The organism is Actinomadura physcomitrii (assembly GCF_008923205.2).
Taxonomy (GTDB): domain Bacteria; phylum Actinomycetota; class Actinomycetes; order Streptosporangiales; family Streptosporangiaceae; genus Spirillospora; species Spirillospora physcomitrii.
In genome coordinates, this window is record NZ_WBMS02000060.1 from 26,442 (window position 1) to 52,063 (window position 25,622).

31 protein-coding genes and 1 tRNA gene are annotated in these 25,622 nt (G+C 72.1%); 8 read left to right on the forward strand and 24 right to left on the reverse strand.

Features of this window, described 5'->3' with window-relative positions:
- Nucleotides 1–7 precede the first annotated feature (7 nt).
- Nucleotides 8–682, forward strand: a complete 675-nt coding sequence (locus F8568_RS50820) for a winged helix-turn-helix transcriptional regulator (RefSeq protein ID WP_151599871.1) — start codon at nt 8–10, stop codon at nt 680–682.
- Nucleotides 683–693: 11 nt separating this feature from the next.
- On the opposite strand, the gene F8568_RS42715 is transcribed toward F8568_RS50820, so the two are convergent.
- Nucleotides 694–2,019 (reverse strand): cytochrome P450, encoded by a 1,326-nt coding sequence (locus tag F8568_RS42715; protein ID WP_160573968.1) that lies wholly within the window; start codon nt 2,017–2,019, stop codon nt 694–696.
- A gap of 78 nt (nt 2,020–2,097) precedes the next feature.
- Entirely contained in the window at nt 2,098–2,373 is a 276-nt protein-coding gene (locus F8568_RS42720; protein ID WP_151599873.1) for a GlsB/YeaQ/YmgE family stress response membrane protein, read from the reverse strand.
- Between the two features lie 101 nt (nt 2,374–2,474).
- Here F8568_RS42720 and F8568_RS42725 point away from each other — a divergent pair.
- Nucleotides 2,475–2,547 (forward strand) — tRNA-Thr (locus tag F8568_RS42725).
- A 116-nt stretch (nt 2,548–2,663) separates the two neighbouring features.
- Here F8568_RS42725 and F8568_RS42730 read toward each other — a convergent pair.
- The 4 genes from F8568_RS42730 to F8568_RS42745 all read right to left on the reverse strand — a co-directional run bounded on the left by F8568_RS42730 (nt 2,664) and on the right by F8568_RS42745 (nt 5,751).
- Complete coding sequence (locus F8568_RS42730; RefSeq protein ID WP_151599874.1) at nt 2,664–3,488, reverse strand: protein phosphatase 2C domain-containing protein; 825 nt, start codon at nt 3,486–3,488, stop codon at nt 2,664–2,666.
- Between the two features lie 10 nt (nt 3,489–3,498).
- On the reverse strand, nt 3,499–4,344 hold the full coding sequence (locus F8568_RS42735) for a sigma-70 RNA polymerase sigma factor region 4 domain-containing protein (protein WP_151599875.1): 846 nt from the start codon (nt 4,342–4,344) through the stop codon (nt 3,499–3,501).
- Nucleotides 4,345–4,466: 122 nt separating this feature from the next.
- Nucleotides 4,467–4,916: an ATP-binding protein gene (locus F8568_RS42740; protein WP_328601296.1), complete on the reverse strand. Its 450-nt coding sequence runs from the start codon at nt 4,914–4,916 to the stop codon at nt 4,467–4,469.
- A 37-nt stretch (nt 4,917–4,953) separates the two neighbouring features.
- The gene (locus F8568_RS42745) at nt 4,954–5,751 is read right to left on the reverse strand and encodes a Scr1 family TA system antitoxin-like transcriptional regulator (protein ID WP_151599876.1); all 798 of its coding nucleotides are present in this window, start codon (nt 5,749–5,751) and stop codon (nt 4,954–4,956) included.
- A 212-nt stretch (nt 5,752–5,963) separates the two neighbouring features.
- Here F8568_RS42745 and F8568_RS42750 point away from each other — a divergent pair, with 212 nt between their 5' ends.
- On the forward strand, nt 5,964–6,587 hold the full coding sequence (locus F8568_RS42750; protein ID WP_151599877.1) for a hypothetical protein: 624 nt from the start codon (nt 5,964–5,966) through the stop codon (nt 6,585–6,587).
- Between the two features lie 177 nt (nt 6,588–6,764).
- The gene (locus tag F8568_RS42755; RefSeq protein WP_151599878.1) at nt 6,765–7,010 is read left to right on the forward strand and encodes a DUF2283 domain-containing protein; all 246 of its coding nucleotides are present in this window, start codon (nt 6,765–6,767) and stop codon (nt 7,008–7,010) included.
- A gap of 185 nt (nt 7,011–7,195) precedes the next feature.
- On the opposite strand, the gene F8568_RS42760 is transcribed toward F8568_RS42755, so the two are convergent.
- The 5 genes from F8568_RS42760 to F8568_RS42775 all read right to left on the reverse strand — a co-directional run bounded on the left by F8568_RS42760 (nt 7,196) and on the right by F8568_RS42775 (nt 9,690).
- Nucleotides 7,196–7,519, reverse strand: coding sequence for a hypothetical protein (locus F8568_RS42760; protein ID WP_151599879.1), 324 nt, complete (start codon nt 7,517–7,519; stop codon nt 7,196–7,198).
- A gap of 10 nt (nt 7,520–7,529) precedes the next feature.
- On the reverse strand, nt 7,530–8,339 hold the full coding sequence (locus tag F8568_RS51335; RefSeq protein ID WP_407924518.1) for a DUF6247 family protein: 810 nt from the start codon (nt 8,337–8,339) through the stop codon (nt 7,530–7,532).
- A complete protein-coding gene (locus F8568_RS42765; protein WP_151599880.1) occupies nt 8,336–8,674 on the reverse strand; it encodes an antibiotic biosynthesis monooxygenase in 339 nt (112 codons plus the stop codon). The genes F8568_RS51335 and F8568_RS42765 overlap by 4 nt, the downstream gene beginning before the upstream one ends.
- A gap of 40 nt (nt 8,675–8,714) precedes the next feature.
- Nucleotides 8,715–9,194, reverse strand: a complete 480-nt coding sequence (locus tag F8568_RS42770; RefSeq protein WP_151599881.1) for a hypothetical protein — start codon at nt 9,192–9,194, stop codon at nt 8,715–8,717.
- 106 nt (nt 9,195–9,300) lie between these two features.
- Complete coding sequence (locus F8568_RS42775) at nt 9,301–9,690, reverse strand: PASTA domain-containing protein (protein WP_151599882.1); 390 nt, start codon at nt 9,688–9,690, stop codon at nt 9,301–9,303.
- 252 nt (nt 9,691–9,942) lie between these two features.
- Between F8568_RS42775 and F8568_RS42780 the strand changes: the two genes are divergently transcribed.
- The 3 genes from F8568_RS42780 to F8568_RS42790 are packed head-to-tail and all read left to right on the forward strand — an operon-like array spanning nt 9,943 to nt 12,036.
- Nucleotides 9,943–10,518: a dihydrofolate reductase family protein gene (locus F8568_RS42780; RefSeq protein WP_151599883.1), complete on the forward strand. Its 576-nt coding sequence runs from the start codon at nt 9,943–9,945 to the stop codon at nt 10,516–10,518.
- On the forward strand, nt 10,515–10,862 hold the full coding sequence (locus F8568_RS42785) for a YciI family protein (protein ID WP_151599884.1): 348 nt from the start codon (nt 10,515–10,517) through the stop codon (nt 10,860–10,862). Before F8568_RS42780 ends, F8568_RS42785 begins: the two co-directional genes overlap by 4 nt.
- A complete protein-coding gene (locus tag F8568_RS42790; protein WP_151599885.1) occupies nt 10,852–12,036 on the forward strand; it encodes an RNA polymerase sigma factor in 1,185 nt (394 codons plus the stop codon). The genes F8568_RS42785 and F8568_RS42790 overlap by 11 nt, the downstream gene beginning before the upstream one ends.
- On the opposite strand, the gene F8568_RS50045 is transcribed toward F8568_RS42790, so the two are convergent.
- From F8568_RS50045 to F8568_RS42855, 13 genes are all read right to left on the reverse strand, one after another.
- The gene (locus F8568_RS50045; RefSeq protein ID WP_268896528.1) at nt 12,031–12,153 is read right to left on the reverse strand and encodes a hypothetical protein; all 123 of its coding nucleotides are present in this window, start codon (nt 12,151–12,153) and stop codon (nt 12,031–12,033) included. The two genes, F8568_RS42790 and F8568_RS50045, sit on opposite strands and share 6 nt — an antisense overlap.
- A 215-nt stretch (nt 12,154–12,368) precedes the next feature.
- A complete protein-coding gene (rlmB, locus tag F8568_RS42795; RefSeq protein WP_151599886.1) occupies nt 12,369–13,289 on the reverse strand; it encodes a 23S rRNA (guanosine(2251)-2'-O)-methyltransferase RlmB in 921 nt (306 codons plus the stop codon).
- A gap of 165 nt (nt 13,290–13,454) precedes the next feature.
- Complete coding sequence (cysS, locus tag F8568_RS42800) at nt 13,455–14,852, reverse strand: cysteine--tRNA ligase (protein WP_151599887.1); 1,398 nt, start codon at nt 14,850–14,852, stop codon at nt 13,455–13,457.
- A 112-nt stretch (nt 14,853–14,964) separates the two neighbouring features.
- Nucleotides 14,965–15,786: an alpha/beta fold hydrolase gene (locus F8568_RS42805; RefSeq protein ID WP_328601297.1), complete on the reverse strand. Its 822-nt coding sequence runs from the start codon at nt 15,784–15,786 to the stop codon at nt 14,965–14,967.
- Nucleotides 15,773–17,038 (reverse strand): RNA polymerase sigma factor, encoded by a 1,266-nt coding sequence (locus F8568_RS42810; protein ID WP_151599907.1) that lies wholly within the window; start codon nt 17,036–17,038, stop codon nt 15,773–15,775. Before F8568_RS42810 ends, F8568_RS42805 begins: the two co-directional genes overlap by 14 nt.
- 2 nt (nt 17,039–17,040) lie before the next feature.
- On the reverse strand, nt 17,041–17,397 hold the full coding sequence (locus F8568_RS42815; protein WP_202126027.1) for a YciI family protein: 357 nt from the start codon (nt 17,395–17,397) through the stop codon (nt 17,041–17,043).
- Nucleotides 17,398–17,684: 287 nt separating this feature from the next.
- Entirely contained in the window at nt 17,685–18,206 is a 522-nt protein-coding gene (locus tag F8568_RS51340) for a LysR substrate-binding domain-containing protein (protein ID WP_407924517.1), read from the reverse strand.
- A gap of 90 nt (nt 18,207–18,296) precedes the next feature.
- Nucleotides 18,297–19,190 carry a DUF6585 family protein gene (locus F8568_RS42830; protein ID WP_151599890.1) on the reverse strand — a complete coding sequence of 298 codons (894 nt, stop codon included), beginning with the start codon at nt 19,188–19,190 and terminating at the stop codon, nt 18,297–18,299.
- Nucleotides 19,183–20,400, reverse strand: coding sequence for a homogentisate 1,2-dioxygenase (locus tag F8568_RS42835; protein WP_151599891.1), 1,218 nt, complete (start codon nt 20,398–20,400; stop codon nt 19,183–19,185). The genes F8568_RS42830 and F8568_RS42835 overlap by 8 nt, the downstream gene beginning before the upstream one ends.
- Nucleotides 20,401–20,547: 147 nt before the next feature.
- Nucleotides 20,548–21,768: a fumarylacetoacetase gene (gene fahA, locus F8568_RS42840; RefSeq protein WP_151599892.1), complete on the reverse strand. Its 1,221-nt coding sequence runs from the start codon at nt 21,766–21,768 to the stop codon at nt 20,548–20,550.
- A gap of 83 nt (nt 21,769–21,851) precedes the next feature.
- Nucleotides 21,852–23,276 carry a hypothetical protein gene (locus F8568_RS42845; RefSeq protein ID WP_151599893.1) on the reverse strand — a complete coding sequence of 475 codons (1,425 nt, stop codon included), beginning with the start codon at nt 23,274–23,276 and terminating at the stop codon, nt 21,852–21,854.
- A 171-nt stretch (nt 23,277–23,447) separates the two neighbouring features.
- Nucleotides 23,448–23,918: a 2-C-methyl-D-erythritol 2,4-cyclodiphosphate synthase gene (ispF, locus tag F8568_RS42850; RefSeq protein ID WP_328601298.1), complete on the reverse strand. Its 471-nt coding sequence runs from the start codon at nt 23,916–23,918 to the stop codon at nt 23,448–23,450.
- A gap of 22 nt (nt 23,919–23,940) precedes the next feature.
- The gene (locus F8568_RS42855; protein ID WP_067459337.1) at nt 23,941–24,423 is read right to left on the reverse strand and encodes a CarD family transcriptional regulator; all 483 of its coding nucleotides are present in this window, start codon (nt 24,421–24,423) and stop codon (nt 23,941–23,943) included.
- Between the two features lie 362 nt (nt 24,424–24,785).
- Between F8568_RS42855 and F8568_RS42860 the strand changes: the two genes are divergently transcribed.
- Nucleotides 24,786–25,547: a hypothetical protein gene (locus tag F8568_RS42860; RefSeq protein ID WP_151599895.1), complete on the forward strand. Its 762-nt coding sequence runs from the start codon at nt 24,786–24,788 to the stop codon at nt 25,545–25,547.
- Nucleotides 25,548–25,622 lie beyond the last annotated feature (75 nt).

The following is a 25,622-nucleotide window of genomic DNA, read 5'->3' on the forward strand; positions in this document are numbered from 1 at the left end:
TGATGCGGTGGAGCAGCGGACCTACAACCAGTACTGCGCGACGGCGCGGACCCTCGACCTCGTCGGCGAGCGCTGGACGCTGCTGCTGATCCGCGAGCTGCTGACCGGCCCGAAACGCTTCGGCGACCTGCAGGCGAGCCTGCGCGGGCTCGGCACCGGCCTGCTCGCGGCGCGGCTGAAGCACCTCGAACGCGAGGGCCTCGCGCGGAAGGTCACGCTGCCGCCGCCCGCCCGCACCCCCGCCTACGCGCTGACCGAGGCCGGCGAGGAGCTCGGCCCGGCGGTGCTGGCGCTGGCGCGCTGGGGCATGCGGTGGGCGCTCGGCGAGCGGCGCGAGGGCGAGACGTTCCATCCGGGGTGGGCGGTGCTCGGTCTGGAGGCCTGCTTCGTGCCGGAGGCGTCGGCCGGGCTGCACCTGGTGTACGAGTTCCGCGTGGAGGACGAGGTGTTCCACGCCGCCGTCGATGACGGGTCGGTCCAGATGGTGCACGGCCCGGCACAGCGGCCCGACGCGTCCGTCGCGATGAGCGAGGACGTGCTGATCGCGATGGCTTCGGGCCATTTTTCACTGGGCGCCGCGATCGAGGACGGCAGCGCCGCGGTGTCCGGCGACACCGCGGCGGTCCGCCGGCTCGCCGACCTGTTCCACCTCCCGGCACCCCGGCCGAGGAAGCCGGAGTAAGCGGCGCCCGGTCAGCCCCGGGGCGACCGCCTCCGCGAGACCAGCATCGGCACCGGCCCCGCCGGCCGCAGCGTCACCTCGGCCCGCGACGGGACGGCGACGCCCGGCGCCAGATCGAGCCGCACCGACCGGCTGACCAGAGCGAGCACCAGCACCGCCTCCATCGTCGCGAAGCCCGCGCCCACACAGATCCGCCGCCCGCCACCGAACGGCAGGTAGGCGTGGCGCGGACGGTCCTGCTCCCCGAGGAACCGCTCCGGCCGGAACCCCTCCGGATCCGGCCACAGGTCCGGGTTCCGGTGCAGCAGGTACGGCGAGATCGCCACGGTCGAACCCGCCGTCACCTCCGCCCCCGCGACGTCATCGTCGGCGACCGCGTCCCGCTCGATCGTCCACGCGGGCGGGTAGAGCCGCATCGACTCCGACAGGACGGCCCGCGTCCACGGCAGCCGGTCCACGTCTTCGGCGCCCGGATCCCGGCCGCCGAGGACCTCGTCGACCTCCGCCTCCACCCGGTCACGCGCCGCCGGATACCGCGACAGCAGGATGAGCGTCCAGGTCAGCGCCGCCGCGGTCGTCTCGTGCCCGGCGAGCAGCAGCGTCAGCACCTCGTCGCGCAGCTCCGCGTCCGGCAACTCGCCGTCCCGCATCAGCAGGTCCAACAGGTCCGGCTCACCACCGGGGCCCGCCGCGCGGCGCTCGTCGACCACCCGCCGGAGCATCCCGTCGAGCTGCCCGCCCGCCCGCCGCGCGCCCGGCACCAGCCGGAACGCCCGCCGCAGCCCCGCGTCGCCGAGGAACGTCGCGCCGAGCCCGATGACGGCGCTGCGCTGCAGGTCCGCGAGCGCCCGCCCGGTCGCGTCGGACTCCCCTGCGAGGTCGCTGCCGAACAGCACCCGCCCCACGATGTCCAGCGTCACCCGGCGCATGTGCGCTGCCGCGTCCAGCGTCACCCCGTCCGGCCACCGCGCCACCGCCCGCGCCGCGACCTCGGCCATCCCCGGCGCGAACGCCGCGAGATGCCGCTGCGCGAGCACCGGCTGCACGAGCCGCCGGTGCCGCCGCCACGTCTCCCCCTCGCTGGTCAGCAGCCCGTCGCCGAGGAACACCCGCAGCGGCCGGTACGTGAACGCCTTGACGTAGTTGTCCTGCTTCGCGACCAGGACGTGCTCGGCGTGCTCCGGCCGCGACAGCAGGAACAGCGCCCGCCGCCGGTCGCGCGGGAGCCGCACCGCGTCCCCGTACCGGCGGAACAGCGCCCCGTAGGCGTCCATCGGATCGCGCATCATCCGCGCCCACCAGCGCGCCGCCTCTACCCCCGAAGGCCCCTCGGTCATCGTCGCCTCCCGCATCCCAGCTGACCGCAGGAACCCGCCGCTGACAAGGGCGGCGCCTTCAAGCACGAAGGAGCCGACTCATCTCGTACGGTGCCGGTTCCGCCGCCACGCCGCGACGGCCGCGACCCCGATCATCGCCAGCCCGACCTGGAACACCAGCTCGATCCAGTCGATCCCGGACGTCGTCGCGACGCCGGCCTTCTGCGCGATCGCGGTCCCCACGATCGCCGCGACGATCCCGATGAGCACGGTCAGCACGATCCCGATGGGCTGCCGTCCCGGTAGCAGCAACCGCCCCAGCGCCCCGATGATCGCGCCGATGACGATCGCGGTGATGATCCCCGTAATGTTCACCTACGCCCTGTGCCCGCTCACCACCCCGAATCACCTGCCCCGCCGCCCCGAAACCCCCGCGCGAACCCCCACCGCGGTCGACTACGATGCGGGACGAGCCCGCCGGCGTAGCTCAATTGGCAGAGCATCTGTCTTGTAAACAGAAGGTTAGGGGTTCAAGTCCCCTCGCCGGCTCCCAGCTCAAAGCCCCCTTCCGATCACGGAAGGGGGCCTCTTGCTAACGAGACTCGCTAACGTTGCGACCACTTTGCAACCTCGCCAACCTTCCTCGCGTCCGGGGTGCGCGGTCCTCAATCGCCGGCCGACCACCAGACCGCGGTGGCATCGTCGGATGCCTTGCCACGCGGCCAACGCGCTCCGTCCGGGTCGGACGCCTCGACCTCGCGCGTCCGAGCGATGAGTTCCGTCGGCCCAGCCTTCCGGAGTACCGCCAGCAGTTCGAGCCAGCTCATCAGGTCGAAGCGGTCAGCTAGCCGACTGGCCCCATCGCTGAGCAGTGCGACCGCGTCCAACTCGCCCAGTGGAGTCGACCCCGCGAACGCCTCTTCGGCCGCTTCTGGTTTCGTGCTCGCCACCCAGAACCCGCCGGGTTGGTTCCGGTAGGAGCCGAGCCGCTCGACTCGGCTCCGAAGCCGCTCGGTGTGTTCGCGGCTACCCACGGCAGACAACTCCGCCGACTCGTCAAGACGAGTGATGACCCGCGCGAGGCGATCATCAGTGATGATCATCGGCTCTCGGTCGGTCAGGTCGAGGACGACCACGGCGTCCGAGAGCACCAGGTGCTCAAGCCGCTCGCCGTTCACCCGCGCCATGGCGACCGTCGCCGAGGGTGAGCCGGGATGCCCGAGGTCACACGTCCCAGCGTGGAGCGCGTTGACACGTTCGATCGCGATCGCGAGCGCCTCGTCCAGACCGACGCCGATATCCCTAGCAGCGGCCAGGAGCATCCCGCCCAGGTTGTGCGCGTACCAGGCGACCGAGTGTTCACACCCAGACGCCACGCCCGCCGGCGCCCCGGCCCCGTCGACCACGACGAACAGTCCGGGCGCGGCCGCCGCGAAGTCCTCGTTGTCCCTGTCCGGACGTCCCGGTTCGCTGGCGATCTGTACGCGCATCCGTCCCTCGTCAGGTAGCCGCCTCGTCGTGCCGGTAGATCGGGGTCAGCAACTCCGTCCGAACGGGCTCATGGGTGTCCGGCGTGCACTCGGTGCCGACCACCACTGAGAACCGGTCGTTGCCAACCTGCCCCCAGAGGCTTCCGATATCCGTGGTGAGCAGATGAACGACGCCCAGCGACCCCTCAGGGTGAATACCGGCGATGGCCAGGAAGCTGCCATTGCCGTCCGGCCGAGGCAGCCGCCCCAGATAGCCGACGTCGTAATCCCGAGGGGGGTCGTCCTCTTGCCCCGAGCGGTACTCGGCACCGGTCCGGGTGTCGCGCAGCAGCCAGCCGGCTTCGTCGCGCTCCCACTCCAGGACAGGGTCCTTGTTGTACGCGTCCTGCATCGCGGGGGACATCCGAGGCCCGCAGATTACGAGCAGCCCGGCACGGTTGAGGTCGATGCCGCCATCAAGGCCGACGTGGTCGGAGTTGACCGTCAGGTCGAACGTCCGAGCCAGGTCTTCCAGCCGCTGCCCGGTCTTCAGGTCGTCGAGCGCGACATAGGTCCGATCGCTGGCAGGGTCGGGCCGCAGCGGTGTCACCACGGTCACCTCGCCCGAGCCGAGGAACGCCCCTTCGGGCGCCGGCCCCGTGTGCCGGATCTGGTGGATGCGCCCGCGACTCAGCCCGGCAGCCTGGGCGATCTGCGCGTACGACATACCCTGCGCATGTAACTCTTGGATGAGGCGCCGCCGCAGCCGCGCCAACTCCGTGACCTCTTGCTGGGCCTCCGCCAGACGCTCAGTTGCGGCGCGCAGCAGCTCGTACGGGTCGTCGATCTGAGCGATGCGCTCCAACTCGCCTGGCATGACACCTCCTCCGGCTTCCACCAGCGAGTCTAGGACCCTAGACACTGTGCCGGATAGTTCCAGGCCGGTTGAGGAGCTGATAGCGCGTAAGCGCCGCCGACGGCGCGGTATCGGCGGACCGCTCACACTGAGGCGCCGACGACGTCCGCCCAGACCCGCCGTCCGACGCGCAGCGGCTCGGTCCCCCAAGCCTTGGAGACCGCGTCGACGATCAGAAGCCCACGGCCTGAGACGGCGTCGGCGCTCACCGCTTCATCGCGGACGACGGGGTCCGTCTTCGCGCCGAGGTCGATAACAGCGACCCGGACGTGTTCCGGGTGGGCCTCCAGTTCCAGGACGAAGTGGCCGTCCTCCTCTCCGCTCGCCGTGTGCTCCACGGCGTTCGTACAGAGTTCGCTGACGACGAGTTCCACCGTCGTGACCAGGTCTTCCGGGACCTTCTTGATCATGTATGCCCGAGAGAAGGCCCTGGCGTCACTGATCGATTGAGGTCGGCCCGTGAACAGACGAGACCAGCGCGTCACACCGATCACCACCCACGCGTCTAGGGGGCTACACACCCCGAGGAACACGCAGCGTATGACAGATCTAGGGGACTATTCAATACGTTCAGTGAATAGAGCCTAGAGCGTCCCGCAGATCATCGGCAGCCTTCTCGACCAGAGCCCGCGCCTGCCCACCGAACACCGCTACCCGCTCGTACTCCGCAAAGATCTCCTCGTACGACGCCACCTCGTCCTCATCGGTCAAGGTCAGCTCACGTGTGAACGTCTCGACCGTGACAGCCGCCTGGTCGTACACCGTGAACCCATGCAACGGCACCCGAGGCGTCGCCCCACCAGGAACCACCCCGAACCGCACATGCGACCACCCCGAAGCCTCGACCAGGTAAGCGAGCTGCCCGCCCATGGACTCACCCGACCCCGGCCACGTCCGGAGAGCGCCCTCACCCACCACGACCACGACCCGCCGCCCCTCGTCCCGAAGCAGCGAAGTCCACACCTCACCCCCGCCGCCCGACTCAGCCGCGGCAGCGAACCCACTCGTCCACAGCAGCCGAGGCAGAACCACCGCGCCAAACGCTCGAACAACCCGAGCCCCCTGCGCCCACTCGACAGCTACTCCAGGCCGGAACGAAACCCCCGCATCAACCCGACGAACCGCCGTCTCCTCATACGCCGCCCGCACCAGGCCCGCCAGGCGCTCAGCCTCCGCCGGCTCAAGCTCCAGGGCACCGAACAACCGAGCAACCACATCCGGATCCGAGACCCGCCGACCCGTCTCCACCCGAGACACCGTCGGCTGAGGAACCCCAGCCCGCGAGGCCAGACCAACACCGGACAACCCAGCAGCCAACCGCAGCCGCCGCAACTCCTGCCCGATCTCCCGCAGCCGCTCAGCACCCATGACCGAGCGTTCTACCACCCGCACCCGCACCCCTGCAGCCACACCAGCGAGCCACAGCAAGGCAGAGCTGGAGCGTTCACACCCATGGAGGTGATCGCGGAGCTCCATCTCAGAGGCCCCCGCCAGATGCTCTAACAACGGGGCTCGCTTCGGCCTGGAGCCGGAGCTGCCGCTCACTCAACATCTCGAGCCAGGCGAACGTCCAACCGATCGTGAGCGACAACAGCCCCACCATGCCCAGCCCTGGCGGTGCCCCCGGACTGCGGGACTTCCAGTTACGGCTCTTGTCCGGGATGCGCGGCAACGCCCCCATGGTCGAGGACGCTCTCCGCAACCTCGGCGCAGGACAGGCCGACATGATCGCGGCCCGCGAACGCACCGAACACATCTTCCTGCCCGCCGGCCGCTTCGAGAACGCCGCCGCTCTGCTCGGGACCCCTGTGACATCGCAGACCATTCAGCCGACCCCAGCCGACGTCACCGACGATGCGTCGCTGACCAAGGTCACCTACGAGCTTCCTCTGTGGCCCGGCCTGGTCTTCTACCTGGTCGGCAGGCCCGGCCTCCCCGTGGCCCACGACTTCGGGTTCGCCCGTTCACCCCAGGCGCCACACACCCTCCCCGACAAGTACACCGATCTTCGGGCCTGGGCCTGGCTCCGCAGCGAAGTCTTCGAACGCTTCGGCCCACCAATCGAGGAGGGCGACATCTGGCCCCCGTACGAGGAGTACAAGCTCCAAGCCCGCGACGTCGACGGATACATCCGCCCGTTCTGGGCGGTGTTCTCCTGGAACCTGCTCCAACACGTCGAGTGGGTCAGCGACCAGCCCTCCTGATCGGGCACTGTCACACATCCCGCAGGACTGGGCACCAAGCGCCCCTCGGACCAGACAGCACCCCTAGGGCCGCCGGATGAGACCTCCGATGTTGTTAGGAGGTCAAGCCGCTTCTACCATCTCGGCTGACGTGGGCTGCTGCGATAATCCCCATATCCACCGCGGCAAGGAGAGCATGTGGCCGAACTCAAGGCGACTTATGACCGGCAGGCCAACGCCGCCTACATCTACTTCGAGGACCCCGCCCAAGCCGGAGCGCCGGGGTCGGCGGTGAAGACTTACGAGTGTGATCCCATCGCCGTCGACGGCATGATCAACCTCGACTTCGACGAGGAGGGGCGCGTCATTGGCATCGAGATCCTTGACGCCCGCTCCAAACTGCCGCCGTACGTGCTCGGCACCGCCGAACGCCTGGATTCCTGACCAGCGAAGCTCAGCGAAGCTACTCGGATGAGAACTTTCTCTACGTCTTCAAGGGCGCCCGCTACGCGGTCGCCGGCGGCCGCCCGCCCCGGCGCGCCGGGCGTGCGGCCTGTCCCGTCCGGTCCCGCCGCGCCGCGCCGCCCGTCCGCCTGGGTAAAGGAAGCGCCCTCTGACGGACAGTGGAGCTACGAGCCTGAGGTGACAGCTTCCTCCGACCGACCTATCAACTCCGCGATACGGATCAAACGGCGAACGTGTCGTGCCCCTTCACTACGCAAGCGGGGAAGGATTCTTTGGAGGTCGCGTGCACATGCCTGGAGGATGCGGGACCGCTTCGCATCGAGCACCCCACGTTCTTGCACATAGGTCGAGATGCATCCAGCCATCGCACCATCGATCTCGACCACATCGCCGTCACGGTCATCCACCTGGTACAGCTCTTCAGGCCACGGCGCACCGAGGTGTTCGGCCCACAGCACGGTGACCTCGATAAGGACTGCCTCATTCATTCGAACGAGGCTATGCGGTGGCTAGAGAAGGCAGACAAGGAATCGGTGCGCTGTTTGGCTCAGCCGGTTGGACGTGTCCGAAGCGGGGGCTTCGCAGCCCCCAGCCCCCCCCCCGCGGGCCGGAGGGAACGCCCGCGCGAATCCGTCTGTCACACCGTCTCGCCGTTCGCGCGGGCGCACCCTCCGGGACGGGTGTGGGTGCTAACGGCGGTGCTAACAACGAGGTCGGATGATCTTGGATGCGTGTGGACGTCCGGGAGGTTGCGGCGCTGGTCAGTGGGCACGTGGGGACGCGCCTGGACGTCGCTGATCTTGCTTGCAAACAGAAGGTTAGGGGTTCAAGTCCCCTCGCCGGCTCCCAGCTCAGAGGCCCCTCGCGATCTTCGCAAGGGGCCTCTCGCACCACCGTGGGAGCCACGGGATCGGGCAGCTCGTACAGCGCGCGTCCCTTCGAAGCGGTAGGTCGCACCCGGCCTCCCCAGCCCGGCGGCGTGTACCGCACGAAGGCGTCCTCACGGCCCTGCAGGGCGTCCTGGACGGCCTCTTCGAGGCCGGGACGGGAGTAGGCAATGGCTCGCAGGCGCCACTGCCGCAGCAACGGCTGAACCTGCTTGAACCGCGCCAGGTCGTGTGCAGCGTCCAATGCCTGGTCGTACTCGGCCCGGAACTGCTCCCGGTGTGACCATGGGAGCGCGTCGTAGATCGCGGCCGGATCCTCGCCGGGATCGAGCCGCGCGGACGGTTCCTCGGCTGGGCGGTCATGCCTTACCTGTGCACGTCGCGGAACATGCGCGGTGAGAAACCAAGGATCGCCGATCAGCCGCCGGACGGGGCGTCGCGTGTGGCTTCCAGGGTGTCGACTACGACTGTTCGGTGGCTGACCGTCTCGTCATAGGACAGGAGCACGGCTTGGGCCTCCGGCTCCACCACGGCCGTGGTCAGGTCGGTGCCGGCAAAAGCCTGTATGGCCTCGTCGGACTCCCAGAGGGTCAGCACCTCCAGCTCCACCAGGTCGTCCCTGTCCAGGCGAAGCAGGTAGGCGCCTCGATGGCCGTCGAGGCTGCGGAGCGTCGGCAGCACCGAGTTGGTGAAGTGCTCGCGGTAAGCCTCCGCTCCCTCGGCGGTAGCGGTCGCGCGCCAGACTCTTGCGATCATCGTGGCTCCAGTGCGGGTATCCACGTGCGGATGCTGGTGATCAGGCGGTTTTGACCTCGGCGATCGCGCCTCGCAGCGTGTCGAGGAAGGCTTTGCCGTCCGTGTCGTCACCCAGGCCGATGTAGAAGGAGGCGGGTTCCGTCGTCCCTGACCACAGTCCGGTCGCGCTGACCCCGGTGTCGATGTTCGAGGCCAGGCCGCGGCCGACGCTGACGTCCTCCAGGCGGATCGACCGGACGTGGATGCCCCGCTGCTCTCCGGCCACGGCCACGACCAGGTAGCGGGGCAGGATCAGGGCGACGGTCGTGTGCTCTTTGTCGGGGTCGCCGGACTTCGTCAGCCGCATGAGCAGGCCAGGGCGCTTGAGCCGCACGCTGCGCGTTTCGCAGCACCAGCGCGCCGCTCCCAGCACGTCGCCGAGCTGGTGCGCTTCGGCGTGCGCGGCGATCGCGTCCCGCACCGCCGGATCGAGCGATCCGGCCTCGCAGCGCCTGCTGGAACGTTCGTACAGCCGATCCATTTATGACCTCCCGAGATCAGCGCAAGAGTATGGGGCCGATCAGTCCTTCACCTGCGGCTTTCTGCGTCCACATGTGGACGTGCGTGCGAGGGCCTCGAGCTGCGGATCAGTCGGTGTACTTCTTGCTGTACAAGGTGATCGTGGTGTTCGGCGAGACCGTGGTTCCGGGTGCGGGCTTCTGCCGGATCACGACCCAGTTCCGGTCCCACAGCAGCATCCGTCCCTGACCGGTCGCGTCTTGTTCGGCGAGCATGAACAGGCCGTGTGCCTGCATCTCGTCCTGCGCCTTCTGGTGGTTGTGGCCGACGACGTCGGGGACGCGGATCGGCTTCGCGGCGTGCGTCTTCCGCGGCGCGGCGGCCTTCGGGGCTGCGGTCACGGTGCGCGTCGGCGTTGGAGTGACGGTGACGGTCTTGGCGGGCGCGGCTGTGGAGGCGGCGGGTTCGCAGGCGGCGAGGGAGAGGACGGTGACGCCTGCGGCGATGATCATGCGCATGGAGGATTCCTGTTCCCGTTGCGGATGCCGCGTCCTGTGGCGGCGTTTCTGGGACGTGCCGTACTCACCGGCCGTTGACCCTGGTGAGAGGGGTGTCGCGAGTGAGCCAGGCGGGCGGCGGTGGTTTCCCGGAGCCTTGGGAACAGGAGGCGGGGCAACACGACGCCCCAAGGATGTCGATTCGGGGGGAGGGTCTTCGTATAGGGGACGAGGGGCCGGCGGTGGGCCGGCCGTAGGTGAGGAGATCGGCTCGTGGGGAACCTGACTGTGGTGGAGCACGTGACGCTCGACGGGGTGATGCAGGCGCCGGCGCGGGCGGACGAGGACGAACGGGACGGGTTCCCGCACGGTGGTTGGGGGATTCCCGGGAATGACGAGGTCATGGCGTCCGAGATGGGCAAGCGGATGGGCGGGGGCGGTGCGATCCTGCTCGGCCGCCGGACGTACGAGGACCTCCACGCGGTGTGGCCCCGGCGGAAGGACAACCCGTACACCGAGGTGCTGAACCGGACGCGCAAGTACGTCGTGTCGCGGACGCTGCGGGAGCCGCTGCCGTGGCAGAACTCGGTGCTCGTGCACGGTGCGGAGGCGGTGGCGGGGATCAAGGAGCGGGAGGAGGGGCTGACGGTGCACGGCAGCGGGGAGCTCGTGCGGTCGCTGGCGCGGCTGGGGCTCGTGGACGAGTACCTGCTGCTGACCCATCCGGTGGTGCTGGGGACGGGCCGGCGGTTGTTCGCGGGGTTCGCGGAGAGGCTGCGGCTGGTGGACGCCGTCACGACGACGACCGGGGTCGTCATCGCGACCTATCGCAAACAGGGGGACGCATGAAGCGGTACGTGTTCAACATCATCCAGCCCGTGGGCGAGAAGCCGCCGCCGGAGGAGCTGGAGAAGATCATGGCGCAGCTCGGGGAGATCCGGCGGGAGCTGGAGCTCTCGGAGGCGTGGGTGTTCGGGTGCCCGCTGCAGGAGCCGGGCGACAGCGCGGTGGTGCGGGTCGAGGGCGAGGACGTGATCGCGACGGACGGGCCGTACACCGAAAGCAAGGAGCATGTCGGCGGGTTGACGATCGTCAAGATGGAGACGCAGGACGAGGCGCTGTGGTGGGCCGGGCGGTACTCGAGGGTGACGGGGCTGCCGGTGGAGGTGCGACCCTTCCAGGGTGAGTGCTGACGACGTCGAGCGGGCGTTCCGGGAGGAGCACGGCCGCGCGGTGGCGGTGCTGGTCCGGGCGTTCGGGGATCTGGACGTCGCGGAGGAGGCCGTGCAGGACGCGTTCGCCGAGGCGGTGCGGCGGTGGCCGGTGGACGGGCCGCCGCCGAGCCCGGCGGGGTGGATCATCACGACGGCGCGGAACCGGGCGATCGACCGGCTGCGGCGGGAGGGGGCGCGGCCGGAGAAGCACGCGCAGGCGGTGCTGCTGAGCGGTCCGGCGGAGGCGGGCGCGGAGCCCGCGGTGGGCGACGACCGGTTGCGGCTGCTGTTCACGTGCTGCCATCCGGCGCTGGGGATGGCGGCGCGGGTGGCGTTGACGCTGCGGATGGTGGGCGGGTTGTCGACGGCGGAGATCGCGCGGGCGTTCCTGGTGCCGGAGGCGACGATGGCGCAGCGGCTGGTGCGGGCGAAGGCGAAGATCCGGGAGGCGCGGATCCCGTACCGGGTGCCGGGCGCGGAGGAGCTGCCGGGGCGGCTGGCCGGGGTTCTCGCGGTGGTCTATCTGGTGTTCAACGAGGGGTACCGGCGGGAGCCGACGGCGGCGGAGGCGATCCGGCTGGGGCGGGTGCTGCTGGAGCTGATGCCGGACGAGCCGGAGGTGCGGGGGCTGCTGGGGTTGATGCTGCTGGTGGAGTCGCGGCGGGCGGCGCGGGTGCGAGGCGGTGAGCTGGTGCTGCTGGCGGACCAGGATCCGGGGCTGTGGGACGGGGCGATGGCGGAGGAGGGGCGGGAGCTGGTGCGGTGGTGCCTGCGGCGCGGCCGTCCGGGCCCGTACCAGATCCAGGCGGCGATCAACGCGGTGCACAGCCGTCCGCCGACGGACTGGCGGCAGGCGCTCGCACTGTACGACCAGCTGATGGCGGTGGCGCCGAGTCCGGTGGTGGCGTTGAACCGGGCGGTGGCGGTCGCGGAGGTCGAGGGGGTGGATGCGGCGCTGCCGCTGGTCGAGGGGCTCGATCTCGGCCGGTACCACCTGTTCCATGCGGTCCGCGCGGATCTGCTGCGGCGGTCGGGACGGGACGCGGAGGCCGCCGCGGCCTATGGTGAGGCGCTCGCGCGCACACAGGACGAGGTCGAGATCGCGTTCCTGGAGCGGCGGCGCCTCGGCGTGCTGCGGGGCGGCGGGTCATGACCGGCGGTTGAGGGCCTGCCCGGCGACGAGGGCGCCGAGCGCGACGGTGAACCCGACGATCTGCCAGGCGGTGAGGATCTGGCCGAGGATCAGCAGGCCGGCGAGGGTCGCGACCATCGGCCCCAACTCGCGGGTGCGAGCGCCGCGAGGCCGAGGTCGGCGGCGTAGCGGTCGCGGAGCGAGCGGGGGGCCGCGATGGCGGTCATCTGGATCACCCTTCTTCGGCCGTCTCGCGGTGCGCGGGCGGCACGGGCTTACCTCAATGCCAACCATCTTAACGTTGAGATTATTTACGAGAAGAAAGTAATCTATGTCACACTTCGCGGGGCCGGTCAGGAACGCAGCCGGCTGACCTCGTACAGCGCGATCCCGGCGGCCACCCCCGCGTTCAGCGACTCCGCCTTGCCCGGCATCGGGATCGTCACGAGCATGTCGCAGGTGTCGGCGACCAGGCGCCCGAGCCCCTTGCCCTCCGAGCCCACGACCAGCACGAACGGGCCGCTCGCGATCTCCAGGTCGGCGACGGTCACGCCGCCGCGCGCGTCCAGCCCGGCGACGAAGCAGCCGGCCTTCTGGTACGCCTTCAGCTGCCGCGCCAGGTTCGTCGCCTGCGCCACCGGGATCGTCGCGAGCGTCCCCGCGGACGACTTCCACGCGCCCGCGTTCACCCCCGCGGCGCGCCGCTCCGGCACCACCACGCCGGTGGCGCCGAACGCCGCCGCGGACCGGACGATCGCGCCGAGGTTGCGCGGGTCGGTGATCCCGTCCACCGCGACGACCAGCGGCGCCGTCCCGGTGAGCAGGTCGTCCGGATGCGCGTACCGGTACGGCTTGACCTGCAGCGCGATGCCCTGGTGGACGGCCCCGTCGGTCAGCCGGTCGAGCTCGTTCTTGCCGGTCTCCAGCAGCGGGATGCCGCGGTCGGCGGCGAGCTGGATCGACTCGCGGACCCGCTCGTCGGTGCCGGACGTCACGTACAGCGTGCTGCCGGGCACCCCGGCGCGCAGCGCCTCCACGACCGGGTTGCGGCCGGTGACCAGCTCGGGGACCTCGCCGTTCGCGCGCCGCGCTCCGGCCGGACGGCCCGTCGCGGCCGGTCGGCCCTCGGCGGCGCGTGCCGCGCGCGCGCCCGGGCCCATCGTCGGGGTGCCGGTGCGCCTGGCGTTCTTGACGGCGCGCGCCTTCTGGCGCTTGCCGTGCCAGTGCCGGTCCTCGGCCTTGGGGGTGGGACCCTTGCCCTTGCGCTTGGCCATTGTTCGGTACGCCCCTCGCGACGGTTGCGTGCTCGCCCTCGCGGCTTGCCGGGCGGCTGAGATCTCCGGGGCGGCGCACATGCCGACGCCCGCGAACATCCGATTTTATCCGCCGCGGCCAGTGCGCGGCGCCCGCCGGACCGAACCGCACCCGGCTCGGCGCGATCAGTCGCGCTTGAGTTCCCAGCGGGCGCCGTGCGGGGTGTCCTCGACGACGATCCCGGCGGCGGTGAGACCGTCGCGGATGGCGTCCGCGGACGCGTAGTCCTTGCGGGCACGCGCCGCCTGCCGCTGCTCCAGGGCCACCGCGACCAGGGCGTCCACGACGGGGCGCAGGTCATCGCCGCCGCTCTGGGTCCACTGCTCCGACAGCGGGTCGAGGCCGAGCACCCCCGCCATCGCCCGGACGGACGCCAGATGCCCGCGGACCGCGTCCTCGTCGCCGGCCGCCAGCGCGCTGTTGCCCTCCCGGACGGTCTCGTGCAGCGTCGCGAGCGCCTGCGGGACGCCCAGGTCGTCGTTCATCGCGGCCGCGAACGCCTCAGGCACCGCGTCCGCCGGCTCGACGGCGCCCACGACCTCGCTCGCCCGCGTCACGAACCCCTCGATGCGCTGGTAGGCCGACACCGCCTCGGCGAGCGCCGCGTCGGTGTAGTCCATCAGCGACCGGTAGTGCGCGGAGGCGAGGTAGTAGCGGATCTCCGCCGGACGCGCCTTCCCGAGCAGGTCGGGCAGCAGCACCACGTTCCCGACGGACTTGCTCATCTTCTCGCCGTCCACCGTCAGCAGGCCGTTGTGCAGCCAGTACCGCGCGAACCCGTCGCCCGCCGCGCGCGACTGGGCGATCTCGTTCTCGTGGTGCGGGAAGATCAGGTCGACGCCGCCGCCGTGGATGTCGAAGGCGGCCCCGAGATACTTGGTCGCCATCGCCGAGCACTCCAGGTGCCAGCCCGGCCGCCCGTCGCCCCACGGCGTCTCCCAGGACGGCTCGCCGGGCTTGGCGCCCTTCCAGAGCGCGAAGTCGCGCGGGTCGCGCTTGGCGTCCTCGTTCGGGGTGTCGCCGGTCGGCCGCATGTTCTCCAGCCGCTGGTTCGACAGCTCGCCGTAGTGGTCGGCCCACGACTTCACGTCGAAGTACACGTCGCCGGCCGCGGTGTAGGCGTGCCCCTTCTCGATCAGCCGCCGGATCAGCACGATCATCTCCGGGACGTGCCCGGTGGCGCGCGGCTCGATCGTGGGCGGCAGGCATCCGAGCAGGTCGTAGCCCTGCGTGAAGACGCGCTGGTTGCCCTCGGCGACCGCGAACCACGGCACGCCGCGCTCCGCCGCCACCGCGATGATCTTGTCGTCGACGTCGGTGACGTTCCGCGCGAACGTCACCTCGTAGCCGGACGCGCGCAGCCAGCGCAGCAGCACGTCGTAGATGACACCGGACCTCAGATGGCCGATGTGCGGCGAGGCCTGCGGCGTCGCACCGCACACGTACATCCCCACGCGGCCCTCTTCGAGGGGCTCGAACGTGCGGACGCTACGGCTACCGGTGTCGTAAAGGCGCAGACTCACAGTCACAGGCTATTGGATCCGCCCTGACCCGCGCGGGCTCTCGCGCACCCGCGCCCCGATCTCGCGGGCCCCTCCGGGCTCGCCCGGAGGGGCTTGAGGACGGTGCCGCCGTTCAGGAGGCGAACGCCTTGGCGAGGCGGTCCGCGAAGGCGGGCGCCTCGGCTCCGAAGCCGCCGTGATCGCCGGGGTAGGTCTCGGCGGGCCCGCCGAGGCGCTCGGCCAGGGCGAGACCGGCCCGGTGCGGCGGCTCGCCGGCGGACTCCGCGCCCACGGCGACCGTGATCGAGACCGGGGACTCGCGCAGCGCCGCGACGTCGAGGACGTGGCGCCCGAAACCGGGCACCTCGTAGCCGATGAAGAAGTCGGTGTTCTTCTCGAAGCGCGCGAACATCTCCAGCATCTCGGGTCTCGGCGGCTCGGCGGCCTCGCCGCCGGACTCGCCGCCGCCGGACATGCCCATCGCGGCGCCGAAGACGCCCATCGCGGGGCCCACGCCGCCGTCCCGGTAGGCGCGCTCGACGTCCGCGATGACCGACTCCCAGTGAGCGGCGTCGGGCAGCAGCCCGAGCAGGGGCGCTTCGTGCGCGACGAGCGCGCGGACCTGCTCGGGATGCCGCACCGCGAACTCCAGCGCGATCTGCGCGCCGGAGCTGTTGCCGAACACGAACGCGGGGCCGCCGCCCACCTCGGCGAGCAGCCGGGACGCGTCGTCCGCGTGGACGGCGACCTCCTGCCGCCCGGGCGGCCCGGCGAGCGGGCTGCGCGAGTTGCCGCGCCGGTCGTAGGCGACGACCGTGCACCGGTCGGCGAGGAGCCCGGCGAGGCCGGCGTAGCCCGCCGCGTCGTAGATCCCGCCGCAGATCAGCAGCAGGACAGGCCCGGACCCGCGCACCTCGTAGTGCAGCGAGGCGCCGGGGACGTCAAGGGTTCGCACCGTCGTTTGCATCGTGGTCTTCTCCGTTGAGTCGTGCGATGCGGGCTTCGAGGTAGCGCTGCTCGGGCAGGCTGGTGGTGCCCCGGGCGGCGGCGCGGTAGGCGTCGCGGGCGGCGGCCCGGTCGCCCGCCTGCTCCAGCAGGTGGGCCCGGACGGCCGCGAGCCGGTGGTGCTCGGACAGCCGCTCGTCGCCGTCCAGCGTCGCCAGCAGGTCGAGGCCGGCGCGCGGGCCGTGCACCATCGCGAGCGCGACGGCCCCGTTCAGCGTGACCATCGGGTTCGGCGCCAGGTGCGACAGCAGCCGGTACAGGGCGAGGATCTGCGGCCAGTCGGTGTCCTCCGGACGCGCCGCCTCCGCGTGGACGGCGGCGATCGCGGCCTGCACCTGGTACGGGCCGGGCGGCGACCAGGTGAGGGCGTCGGTGATCAGCCGGGTGCCCTCGGCGATGGCGGCGGCGTCCCAGCGCGTCCTGTCCTGCTCGGACAGCGGGACGAGCAGGCCGCCGGCGCCGGTGCGGGCGAGCCGGCGCGCGTCGGTCAGCAGCATCAGCGCGAGCAGACCGGTGACCTCCCCGTCGCCGGGCAGCAGCCCGTGCACGGCCCTGGCCAGCCGGATCGCCTCCGCCGTGAGGTCGGCGCGCTGCAACTCCGGGCCGCTGGACGCGGTGTACCCCTCGTTGAAGATCAGGTACAGCACGTGCAGGACGGCGCGGAGCCGCTCGTCGCGCTCGTCCGGGGGCGGCGGCGCGAACCGGGCGCCGGTCGCCCGGATCCGCTGTTTGGCCCGGCTGATCCGCTGCGCCATCGTCGCCTCCGGCACCAGGAACGCGTGCGCGATCTGCGCGGTGGTCAGCCCGCCGACCGCGCGGAGGGTGAGCGCGACCCGCGAGGACGGCGTCAGCGCGGGATGGCAGCAGAGGAACAGCAGGGTCAGCGTGTCGTCGCGGTCGCCGGGCCGGTCCGCGCCGGGGCCGTCCTCGCCGGCCGGCGCCTCCCGCAGCGCGACGGCGGCCTCCCGGTCGCGGCGCGCGCGCTCGCTGCGCCACTGGTCGGTGAGGCGGCGCGTCGCGACGGTCAGCAGCCAGCCGCGCGGGTTCTGCGGGACGCCCTCGTCCGGCCACTGGACGGCCGCGGCGAGCAGCGCCTCCTGCACGGCGTCCTCGCACTGGTCGAACGCGCCGTGCCGGCGGACGAGGGTCCCGAGGACCCGCGGCGCCAGCTCACGCAGCAGGTCCTCGACCGCGACGGGCACGGTCACATCTCGTTCCCCGCGTGGTGCATGACGGGCCGGACCTCCATCCGCCCGCCGAACCGGACGTCCGGCCAGCGCGAGGCGATCTCCACGGCCCGCTCCAGGCTCTCGCAGTCGACGGTGACGTACCCGGCGAGGTGCTCCTTCGCCTCCAGGAACGGGCCGTCGGTCACGGCGGGCAGGCCGTCCTTCTCCCGGACGACCCTGGTGGTGGACGGGTCGGCGAGCGCCTCGGTCACCACCAGCTCGCCGCGCTCGGTGATCTCCTTCATGATCTCGTCGACCTGGCCGAACAGCTCCTGGCGCTCCTGCTCGGTCAGCTCCTCGACGAACCCCGGCCGGTTGAAGATCAGCAGCATGTACTTCACGGGTCTCTCCTCGTTCTGGCGCGGCTTCGCGGGCCGCACGCGGTGTCGGGACGGCCCTCGGCGGCCGCGCGTCACGCATGGATCGGAGCCGCGGCCGGTTCCTCGACATCCTTCCCGAAGAGATCCCGGGTTTTCTTGCGAGCGCCTCTCCGCCTCGCAGCCGGGTGCGGTGTCAGCCGGTCCGGTCCGCGGGGGCGCGCAGAGCGCGGCGGACGGCGGTGCGGAGCCAGCGGTGGGCGCCGTCGGCGGCGTGCCGGGGGTGCCAGGCCAGCCGATGGTCAGCGGCGGCAGGGGCAGCGGGATGTCGAGAAGGCGCAGGCCGAGGGCGGTGGCGTCGCCGCTGAGGGGCGAGGGGGCGGCGCCGGGAAGCGCCGCCGGGACGAGGCAGACGACGTCGCTGTGCGAGGGTCATCGCGGCCAGGTTGGCCGGGGAGCACGATGGCGACCCGCCGGTGCAGGCCGTGCTCGGCCAGCGCGGCGTCCAGCGGTCCGGTGAACCGGCCGCGGCGACTGACCGCGACGTGCTCGGCGGCGGCGAGCCGGGCGGGGGTCAGCGAGCCCTCGGTGAGCGGGTGGCCGGGCCGGACGGCCGCCGCCATCCGCAGCGTGACCAGCTCCTCGACCCGCGCCTCGGGATCGACGTGGTCGATGGACCCAAGGACGACGGCCTCGACGCCGGCGTCGCCCGCACCCCGGGCACCGCCTCCCCCACCACCTTCGAGCAGTGGTGCGCCGAGACCCTCAAGCCCGCCGTGCTCTCCTGACGCCCCCACCCCGGCCCGCTCCCCTGACGCGCCCATCCCGGCCCCGACCCCCGCGCCTCCACCGAAGGCGCCCGAGTGTCCCCCAGATCTGGGCCGCGCGCCCCGGGGCGAGCGCGAGGGACCGGGTCAGCCGGGGCCCAGCAGCTCCTTGATCCGGTCGCAGAGGAGGGTGAAGGGCAGGGCGTCGGGCATGTGGCCGGCGACCGCGGCCAGGTCGGGACGGCCGCCGCAGGAGTGCACGGTCACCAGCCCGCCGCCGATCCCGACCCCGCGGACCGCCTGCCACGGGACCCGCTGCCCGTCCTTCTCCACGCCGCCCAGGTCGACGGTGAACGGCCCCAGCCGCACGGCCTCGCCCGCCTCGACCGCCGCGAGGTGCCGGGGCACCGCGCGGCGCGTCACCTCGGCGGCGATCGTCTCGCCGAGCGCCCGCACGCCCGGCAGCTCGTCGCCGAAGCGCAGGACGCGTCCGTCCGAGCTCACGACCGTGAAGGACCACCGCGTCCCGTTCACCGCCCCGGCGCCGCCGTCCCAGGGCCGGACGCCGGAGACCGTCACCGAGACCAGGTCGTCCCAGACGAACACGCTGGCGTCGCCGTCCAGGCCACGGGCCGCGAGCACCTCGGGCGCGGCATCGCCCCATGTGCCGCCGTCTCCCCTCAGGCCGGCGACGGCACGACGGGCCGGCGCGCCCGCACCCTGGGGGCCGTCGCGCGCGGCGCCCGCCGGACCGGGAGCCGGGGAGACCACGAGGCCGCCGGTGAACAGGTGCACCACGGGGGCGCGCCTCCACACCGTGCCCCGGCCGGCGATCCAGCCGGCGGCGGCCGCGCAGCCCATGGCGATGACGGTGAGCGGCGCGCCCAGCCAGGCGGCGCCGGACAGGAAGGCCGCGACGGCGGCCGGGACCAGCGCGACGACCGCCACGACGAGCGCGATCAGCCAGGTGAGCGCGCGGCGCCGGGCCGGCCGCGCGTCGAAGGTCCGGACCGGCTCGCCGAGGCCGGGCGGCTCAGCCATCGCCCTCCCGCTGGCCGGAGGCGCGCGCCCACGTCCACGCGTACTCGGGGTCCTCGCAGCGGCGCGCCGCGGTGCCGAGCCGCAGCGGCCGGAACGTGTCGATCATGACGGCCATCTCCGTGGTGCGGTCGTGCCCCTGCTCCACCGCCTCCAGCACCGCCTCGACGGCGCCCGGCTGCGGCCCGTGCGTGAACCCCGACGGATGCAGCGTCATGGAGCCGATGCCGATGCCCGAGCCCTTGCGGGCCGAGTAGTCGCCGGCGACGTAGAACATCATCTCGTCGCTGTCGACATTGTGGTGGTTGTACGGGATCGGCACGGCCTGATCGTCGAAGTCGAGGGGACGCGGGCAGAACGAGCAGATCACGAACCCGGGCCCCTCGAACGTCTGGTGGACGGGCGGCGGCGCGTGCGTCCGCTTCACGATGGGCTCGAAGTCATTGATGTTGAAGACGTAGGGGTAGAGGTACCCGTCCCAGCCGACGACGTCGAACGGATGACGCAGGTAGGTCAGGCGCGACAGCCCGCTCCGGTTGCGGACGAGGACCGGCACCTCTCCCCCGTCCACCAGGAGCGGTTCGGACGGGCCGCGCAGGTCGCGCTCGCTGTAGGGGGCGTGCTCCAGGAACTGCCCGTACTGCGACAGGTACCGTTTCGGCGGCCTGATGTGCCCTCTGGCCTCGATGGCGAGCGCCCTGAGGGGTGCTCCACCGCCCCGCTCCGGCAGCACCCAGCGGTGGATGGTCCCGGTGGGGATGACCACGTAGTCGCCCTCGCCGGCGTCGAGCGCCCCGTAGGTCGTCTCGACCCGCGCGCGCCCGGACTGGACGTACACGACCTCGGCGCCGGCCGAGTTCCGGTACAGCTCGCTCGTGGTGTCGGCCGCGACGAACGAGAGCGTCACGTCGTCGTTGCCGAACAGGACGTGCCGGCCGAGGACCGCGTCGCCGCCCTCGGGCAGGTCCTGGGTGCGGTACGCGCGCGGCTGCAGCGGATGGTTGGGGGCCAGGCCGGCGCCGTCGGCGGCCGCGTCCCGCACGCCCTCGCTCTTGGTGATCGCCGTCGGGGCGTGCCGGTGGTACAGCAGGCTGGAGTCGGACGTGAAGCCCTCCTCGCCCATCAGCTCCTCGGCGTACAGGCCGCCGTCCGGCCGCCGGAACTGCACGTGACGCTTGCGCGGGATCTCCCCCACGGCCCTGTAATACGGCATCGCCGCCTCCCATCGGGGACGCCTTCGTCCCCTTCACCGTACGTCTTCGCCCTCGCCGCGCCGGCGCCCGCCGACCGCGACGCCTCCATGGTCGAGCCCGTGCGCGGCCGACGGAAGCAGAACGTCGTTCTGTGGATAACCCGGCCGTCAGGGCAGGGCTGGATGCACCGTCCCGACGACCTCGCCCAGCGAGATGACCGACCCCGACGCGCCCGGCGCCGTCGCCCGGATCGTCACCGTGTCGCCGTCCTCCAGAAACGTCCGCTTCGTCCCGTCGCCCAGGTCCACCGGCTCGCGGCCGTTCCAGCCGAGTTCCAGCAGGCAGCCGCGCTGGCCGCGGTCCGGCCCCGACACCGTCCCCGACGCGAACAGGTCGCCCGTGCGCAGCGGCGCGCCGTTCACCGTGGCGTGCGCGAGCTGCTGCGGCGCCGTCCAGTACATCCCGGCGTACGGCGGCTCGGACACGACCTGCCCGTTGATCAGGACCTCCAGCCGCAGGTCGAGGCCCCACGGCTCGGCGCAGCGCAGGTAGCCGAGCGGCTCCGGATCCTGGACGGGCGGGTCCACCCGCGCGTGCTCCAGCGCGGCGACCGGCACCACCCACGGGGAGATCGACGTCGCGAACGACTTGCTGAGGAACGGCCCGAGCGGCTGCGACTCCCACGCCTGCAGATCGCGCGCGCTCCAGTCGTTGACCAGCAGGAATCCGAACACGTGGTCGCGGAACGCGCCGGTCGCGACGCCCCGGCCCGGCACCGACGGGACGCCCGCGACGAACCCGACCTCCGCCTCGAAGTCCAGCCGCAGCGACGGCCCGTACGACGGTTCCGGCTCGCTCACCCCGGTCATGCGCTGCCCGGACGGCCGGACGATCGGCGTCCCCGACGGGTACACCGTCCCGGCGCGCCCGTGGTAGCCGACCGGCAGCCGCTTCCAGTTCGGCTTGAGCGGCTCCCCTTCCGGACGGAAGATCCGCCCCACGTTGGCCGCGTGGTTCTCGGACGAGTAGAAGTCGACGTAGTCGGCGACCTCGATCGGCCGCAGCAGTTCCACGTCGGACACGGGGATCAGGTGCGGCTCCACCTGCCCGCGGTGCGCCGTGTCCGTCAGCAGCTCGGTGAGGCGGGCGCGGTTGGCCTGCCAGGCGGCGCGCCCGGCCACCATGAAGGCGTTCAGCGAACCGGACGCGAAGTAGTGCCGGTCCTCCACGATCCCGGCGGCCGACAGCCCGGCGAGGTCGAGCACGCAGGTCCCGATCGCCACGCCCACGCGCGGCATCTCGCCGGGACGCGAGAACACGCCGTACGGCAGGTTCTCGATTCCGAAGCCGCCGTCCTCATCGAGGTCCACCCACGAAGCCGTCGTCATGGAGACATATCTTCCCCAGTGTCACGGGTTCTGACCCGGCCGCGGGCGCCCTGGATCCGGCCCCTGCCGTCGGCGGACCCGGGCTACTCCACGGGAGGCGTGGGCCCGCTGCGGAAGTTGCCGGACGGCGGCGGGTTCCAGTCCCAGATGCGCCCCTCGCCGGGCTCGCTCTCGTCCTCCGGGCTGGGCGACGGGCGCGGGACGCGCGGGGCCGGCGGCCCCGGCCGGACGGGCGAGGCGGGCAGGGCGCCGCCGTCGTCGCCCGCGTCCGGGTCCTCGGCCCGGTCGGCGGACGGTCCGTCCTGCTCCTCCGCACCGTCGTCGACCTCGGCGGTCTCCTCGATCTCCTCGGTGTCGTCGGCGGTGCCGGGGACGACGATGTCGGGACGAGTCGTCCCGGCCTTCTCACGGGGCTCGGAGTCTTCGGGGCCCTCGGCGTCGCGTCCCCTGACCAGTTCGACGTCGGTGGGCAGCAGCGCGGGCGCCCGGCGGGGCTCGGGAAGCGGGTCGAGCGGCGGGGACGGCTCGCGCTCGTACTCCTCCGCGTACACGACGCCGTAACCGTGTTCGTCATCGTCGGCCTCGTCGACGTCGTCGGCGTAGTCGTCGCGCACCGCGCCGCGCGCCTCCGCGTAGTCGTCCTCGCGCGTCACTTCGCGGCCCTGTGCGTACTCGTCCTCGCGGCCCTGCCCGTAGTCGTGCCCGCGCGCCCCCGCGTAGTCGTCGTCGCGGGCCGTGTCGTACCGGGACTCCGGCTCGTCGTCGTGGCCGAGGTAAGGCCGGTGACCGTGGAGCACCTCGTCCTCGTGGTCGCGGGCCGCCTCGTACTCGTGGACGGTCGCGTGCTCGAGCTCGTGCTCCGCCTCGGACGAGCCTCCGGGCAGCAGGTCCAGCGGGCGGGGCCGCGGCGCGTACCCGCGCTCGACCTCGTAGGCGCGGCCCTCCGCCGGCGCCTCCAGCGCGGCGGGCGGCTCCGCGGCGGGCGGCTCCAGCGCGGGGAGCACTTTGACGTGGCCGCGCTGCGCCTCGACGGGTTGGGGCTCGCCCGCCGCGGGACGGGACACCCGGATCTGCTTGATCATCGTCAGCCACAGCCAGACCGCGATCACCAGCATCACGTGCGGCGCCACCGCCACGCCCGCGCGGACGGCGTCGCGCGGCAGCGAGCCGAACCCCCATACGGCGCGCTGGACGGCGGCGGCCGCGGCCCCGGCCAGCAGGAGCAGCAGCAGCGTCCACCGCAGGGCCCTGCTCCACCAGCGGGCGTTCCGGGCGACCACCAGGGCGAGGATCGTCATGGCGGTGAGCGCGTCGGCCATCACCGGGTACGCCGGCGCCCACCGGCGGCTCGCCCGCCCGGCCAGCGCGAGCTCGCGCAGGACCGGATAGGTCAGCACGTAGGCGCCGGCCGCCAGCGCGACGACGACGAGGCCGGCGGTCGCGGTGAGCAGCCGCCGCTGGGCCGGGCTGTAGCGGGGGCCGCCGGGGCGCGTGGGATCAGATGGCATGACTCTCGTTCCGGGGTGAACGCCTTGCGGGGTGGGCCTTCAAGGCGACCCTAGCCAGCCCGGACGCCGCTCACGGGCATCTTCGCCGCGAAGATCCCGGACGGCGCACCATTAGCGGCGAGAAGCCCGCTATGCGGTGCCGCGAAACGGCGGAGAGATCAGGCTGAGAGATCAGGTGGCGGGGACGACGAGGGCGGTGGCGACGGCGGCGAGCCCTTCGCCGCGGCCGGTCAGCCCCAGGCCGTCGGTGGTGGTGGCGGACACGCTCACCGGCGCGCCGCCGAGCGCCTCGCCGAGCACCTTCTCGGCTTCGGCCCGGCGCTTGCCGATCTTGGGGCGGTTGCCGATGACCTGCACCGCGACGTTGCCGATGGCGAAGCCGGCGTCGGCAGCCAGCCGGGCGACCTCGCGCAGCAGGTCGGCGCCGGACGCGCCCGCCCAGCGCGGGTCGGCGGTGCCGAAGACGGCGCCGAGGTCGCCGAGCCCGCAGGCCGACAGCAGCGCGTCGCAGGCGGCGTGCGCGGCGACGTCGCCGTCGGAGTGCCCGGTCAGGCCGTGGCCCTCACCGGGCCATTCGAGGCCCGCGACCCACAGCGGGCGCGGGGACGACGAGAACGGGTGGACGTCGGTGCCGACGCCCACCCGTGGAATCCCTGCGCTCAACTCAGCTGGCCAGGACCTCGTCGAGCAGGGCCTCGGCCTTGTCCTCGTTGGTCTTCTCGGCGAGCGCGAGCTCGCTGACCAGGATCTGGCGCGCCTTGGCGAGCATGCGCTTCTCACCCGCCGACAGGCCGCGCTCCTTGTCGCGCCGCCAGAGGTCGCGGACGACCTCGGCGACCTTGTTCACATCGCCGGAGGCGAGCTTCTCGAGATTCGCCTTGTACCGGCGCGACCAGTTGGTGGGCTCCTCGGTGTAGGGTGCGCGGAGCACCTCGAACACCTTCTCCAGACCCTCCTGGCCGACGACGTCCCGGACGCCCACGTCCTCGACGTTCTCGACCGGAACCTGCACTGTCAGGTCGCCCTTGTCGACCTTCAAGACCAGATAGGTCTTTTCCTCACCTTTGATGGTGCGAGTCTCGATGGCCTCGATCCGAGCAGCCCCATGGTGGGGGTAGACGACGGTGTCGCCGACCTGGAAAGTCATGTGACAAGTACCCCTTCCGCTAGAACCAGGGTAGCACGGAAACGAGCGTGCCTGAACCGGCCTTGCCGACATATGCGCAGGTCAAGCCACATATTGGGGTATTGACAAAGCCCTTTAATGGTGCATCGGGCACCTGTTCCCCGTACTCAGCGTGACCGGAGCACCACCAGTGCCCCCCCGGAACGCCTCTACCGCCAACCACCCCACGGATACAAGCGTCCCCGCCGCCGATCCGCCGGACGCGTCCCATACTGGAGGTGAACATGCCGCCCCGACCGGGTACGAAGCGGCCGGAAGGGACCGAACCGGGCAGTGGCCGGGCGGCGAGGCGGTGCCGGCGAGCGACGGCGAGGAGGTGCGGCGTGAGGCCCGACGGCGACCCGGACCCCGATGACTACGGGCTCCCGCACGTGGACGTCGTCGTCCCCGATGACGCCCGCGAGCTGGACCGCGACGTGCTCGCCTACCGCCGCGAGGAGCGCCGCCGGCGGCGCCGCCGGCGGGTGCGCAGGGTCGTCCGCCCGGTCACCCGGTTCGGCGTCGCGATCCCGATCATCGCCGGGGCGCTGCTGGTCGCGCTGATCAGCGGGGCGCTGATGACGGCGTTCGGGCCGCGCCCGGCGCCGCGCCCGAAGGGCGTCGCGCTGGCCCCGAGCCCGTCCGCGGCGCCGGGCGAGATCGGCGGGCTGCTGCCGGCCGGCTCGGTGGACGTGGTGAACCGCGGCAAGAACGCCAGGGAACTGCGCGACCTGCGTCCCGCGGTGTTCGGCATCGTGCCGCCGGGCGCGCAGTGCCCGGGTGTCATCGCCGCGCTCGCGGGCAGCGCGCACGAGTACGGCGTCCGGTTCCTGCTGGTGGCCGACCCGCGGCCGGCGGGCGGGCGGCAGCCGGTCCCGCTCAAGGACGTCAAGGCGTGCGCGGGCACCGCCCACGACGGCACGCCGGAGATCCTCGAGGACACGAATGCCCTGCTCGCGGGCGCCTACGTCCCGGCACCGGAAACGGCGGGGGGCGGGCTCACCGCAGTGTTCGTCCAGCCGGACGGCGTCGTCAAGAACGTCGTGCCGGGCGCGACGCCCGGGCCGGACCTCGTCCAGAAGGTCAAGTCGCTGAGATACGGCTGACATTTTCCGGCCGTGTCGCCACCCCGGATCAGGGTCCGCGCCGGTACCTCGCTACGCTTCCCCTGGCGTATCTCA

Bases quoted from the DNA above. Each gene is read 5' to 3' on its own strand.
- F8568_RS42760 (WP_151599879.1), bottom strand. From the start codon at position 7,519: ATGAATGAGGCAGTCCTTATCGAGGTCACCGTGCTGTGGGCCGAACAC.
- F8568_RS42730 (WP_151599874.1), bottom strand. From the start codon at position 3,488: ATGCGCGTACAGATCGCCAGCGAACCGGGACGTCCGGACAGGGACAAC.
- F8568_RS42855 (WP_067459337.1), bottom strand. From the start codon at position 24,423: ATGACTTTCCAGGTCGGCGACACCGTCGTCTACCCCCACCATGGGGCT.
- F8568_RS42845 (WP_151599893.1), bottom strand. From the start codon at position 23,276: ATGCCATCTGATCCCACGCGCCCCGGCGGCCCCCGCTACAGCCCGGCC.
- F8568_RS42775 (WP_151599882.1), bottom strand. From the start codon at position 9,690: ATGCGCATGATCATCGCCGCAGGCGTCACCGTCCTCTCCCTCGCCGCC.
- F8568_RS42715 (WP_160573968.1), bottom strand. From the start codon at position 2,019: ATGACCGAGGGGCCTTCGGGGGTAGAGGCGGCGCGCTGGTGGGCGCGG.
- F8568_RS42735 (WP_151599875.1), bottom strand. From the start codon at position 4,344: ATGCCAGGCGAGTTGGAGCGCATCGCTCAGATCGACGACCCGTACGAG.
- F8568_RS42835 (WP_151599891.1), bottom strand. From the start codon at position 20,400: ATGCCGTATTACAGGGCCGTGGGGGAGATCCCGCGCAAGCGTCACGTG.
- fahA (WP_151599892.1), bottom strand. From the start codon at position 21,768: ATGACGACGGCTTCGTGGGTGGACCTCGATGAGGACGGCGGCTTCGGA.
- F8568_RS42785 (WP_151599884.1), top strand. From the start codon at position 10,515: ATGAAGCGGTACGTGTTCAACATCATCCAGCCCGTGGGCGAGAAGCCG.
- F8568_RS42815 (WP_202126027.1), bottom strand. From the start codon at position 17,397: ATGCTGCTGATCTTCAACCGGCCGGGGTTCGTCGAGGAGCTGACCGAG.
- rlmB (WP_151599886.1), bottom strand. From the start codon at position 13,289: ATGGCCAAGCGCAAGGGCAAGGGTCCCACCCCCAAGGCCGAGGACCGG.
- F8568_RS42745 (WP_151599876.1), bottom strand. From the start codon at position 5,751: ATGGGTGCTGAGCGGCTGCGGGAGATCGGGCAGGAGTTGCGGCGGCTG.
- F8568_RS42770 (WP_151599881.1), bottom strand. From the start codon at position 9,194: ATGGATCGGCTGTACGAACGTTCCAGCAGGCGCTGCGAGGCCGGATCG.
- F8568_RS51340 (WP_407924517.1), bottom strand. From the start codon at position 18,206: ATGGGCGCGTCAGGGGAGCGGGCCGGGGTGGGGGCGTCAGGAGAGCAC.
- F8568_RS42765 (WP_151599880.1), bottom strand. From the start codon at position 8,674: ATGATCGCAAGAGTCTGGCGCGCGACCGCTACCGCCGAGGGAGCGGAG.
- F8568_RS42830 (WP_151599890.1), bottom strand. From the start codon at position 19,190: ATGGCTGAGCCGCCCGGCCTCGGCGAGCCGGTCCGGACCTTCGACGCG.
- F8568_RS50045 (WP_268896528.1), bottom strand. From the start codon at position 12,153: ATGGTCGCGACCCTCGCCGGCCTGCTGATCCTCGGCCAGATCCTCACC.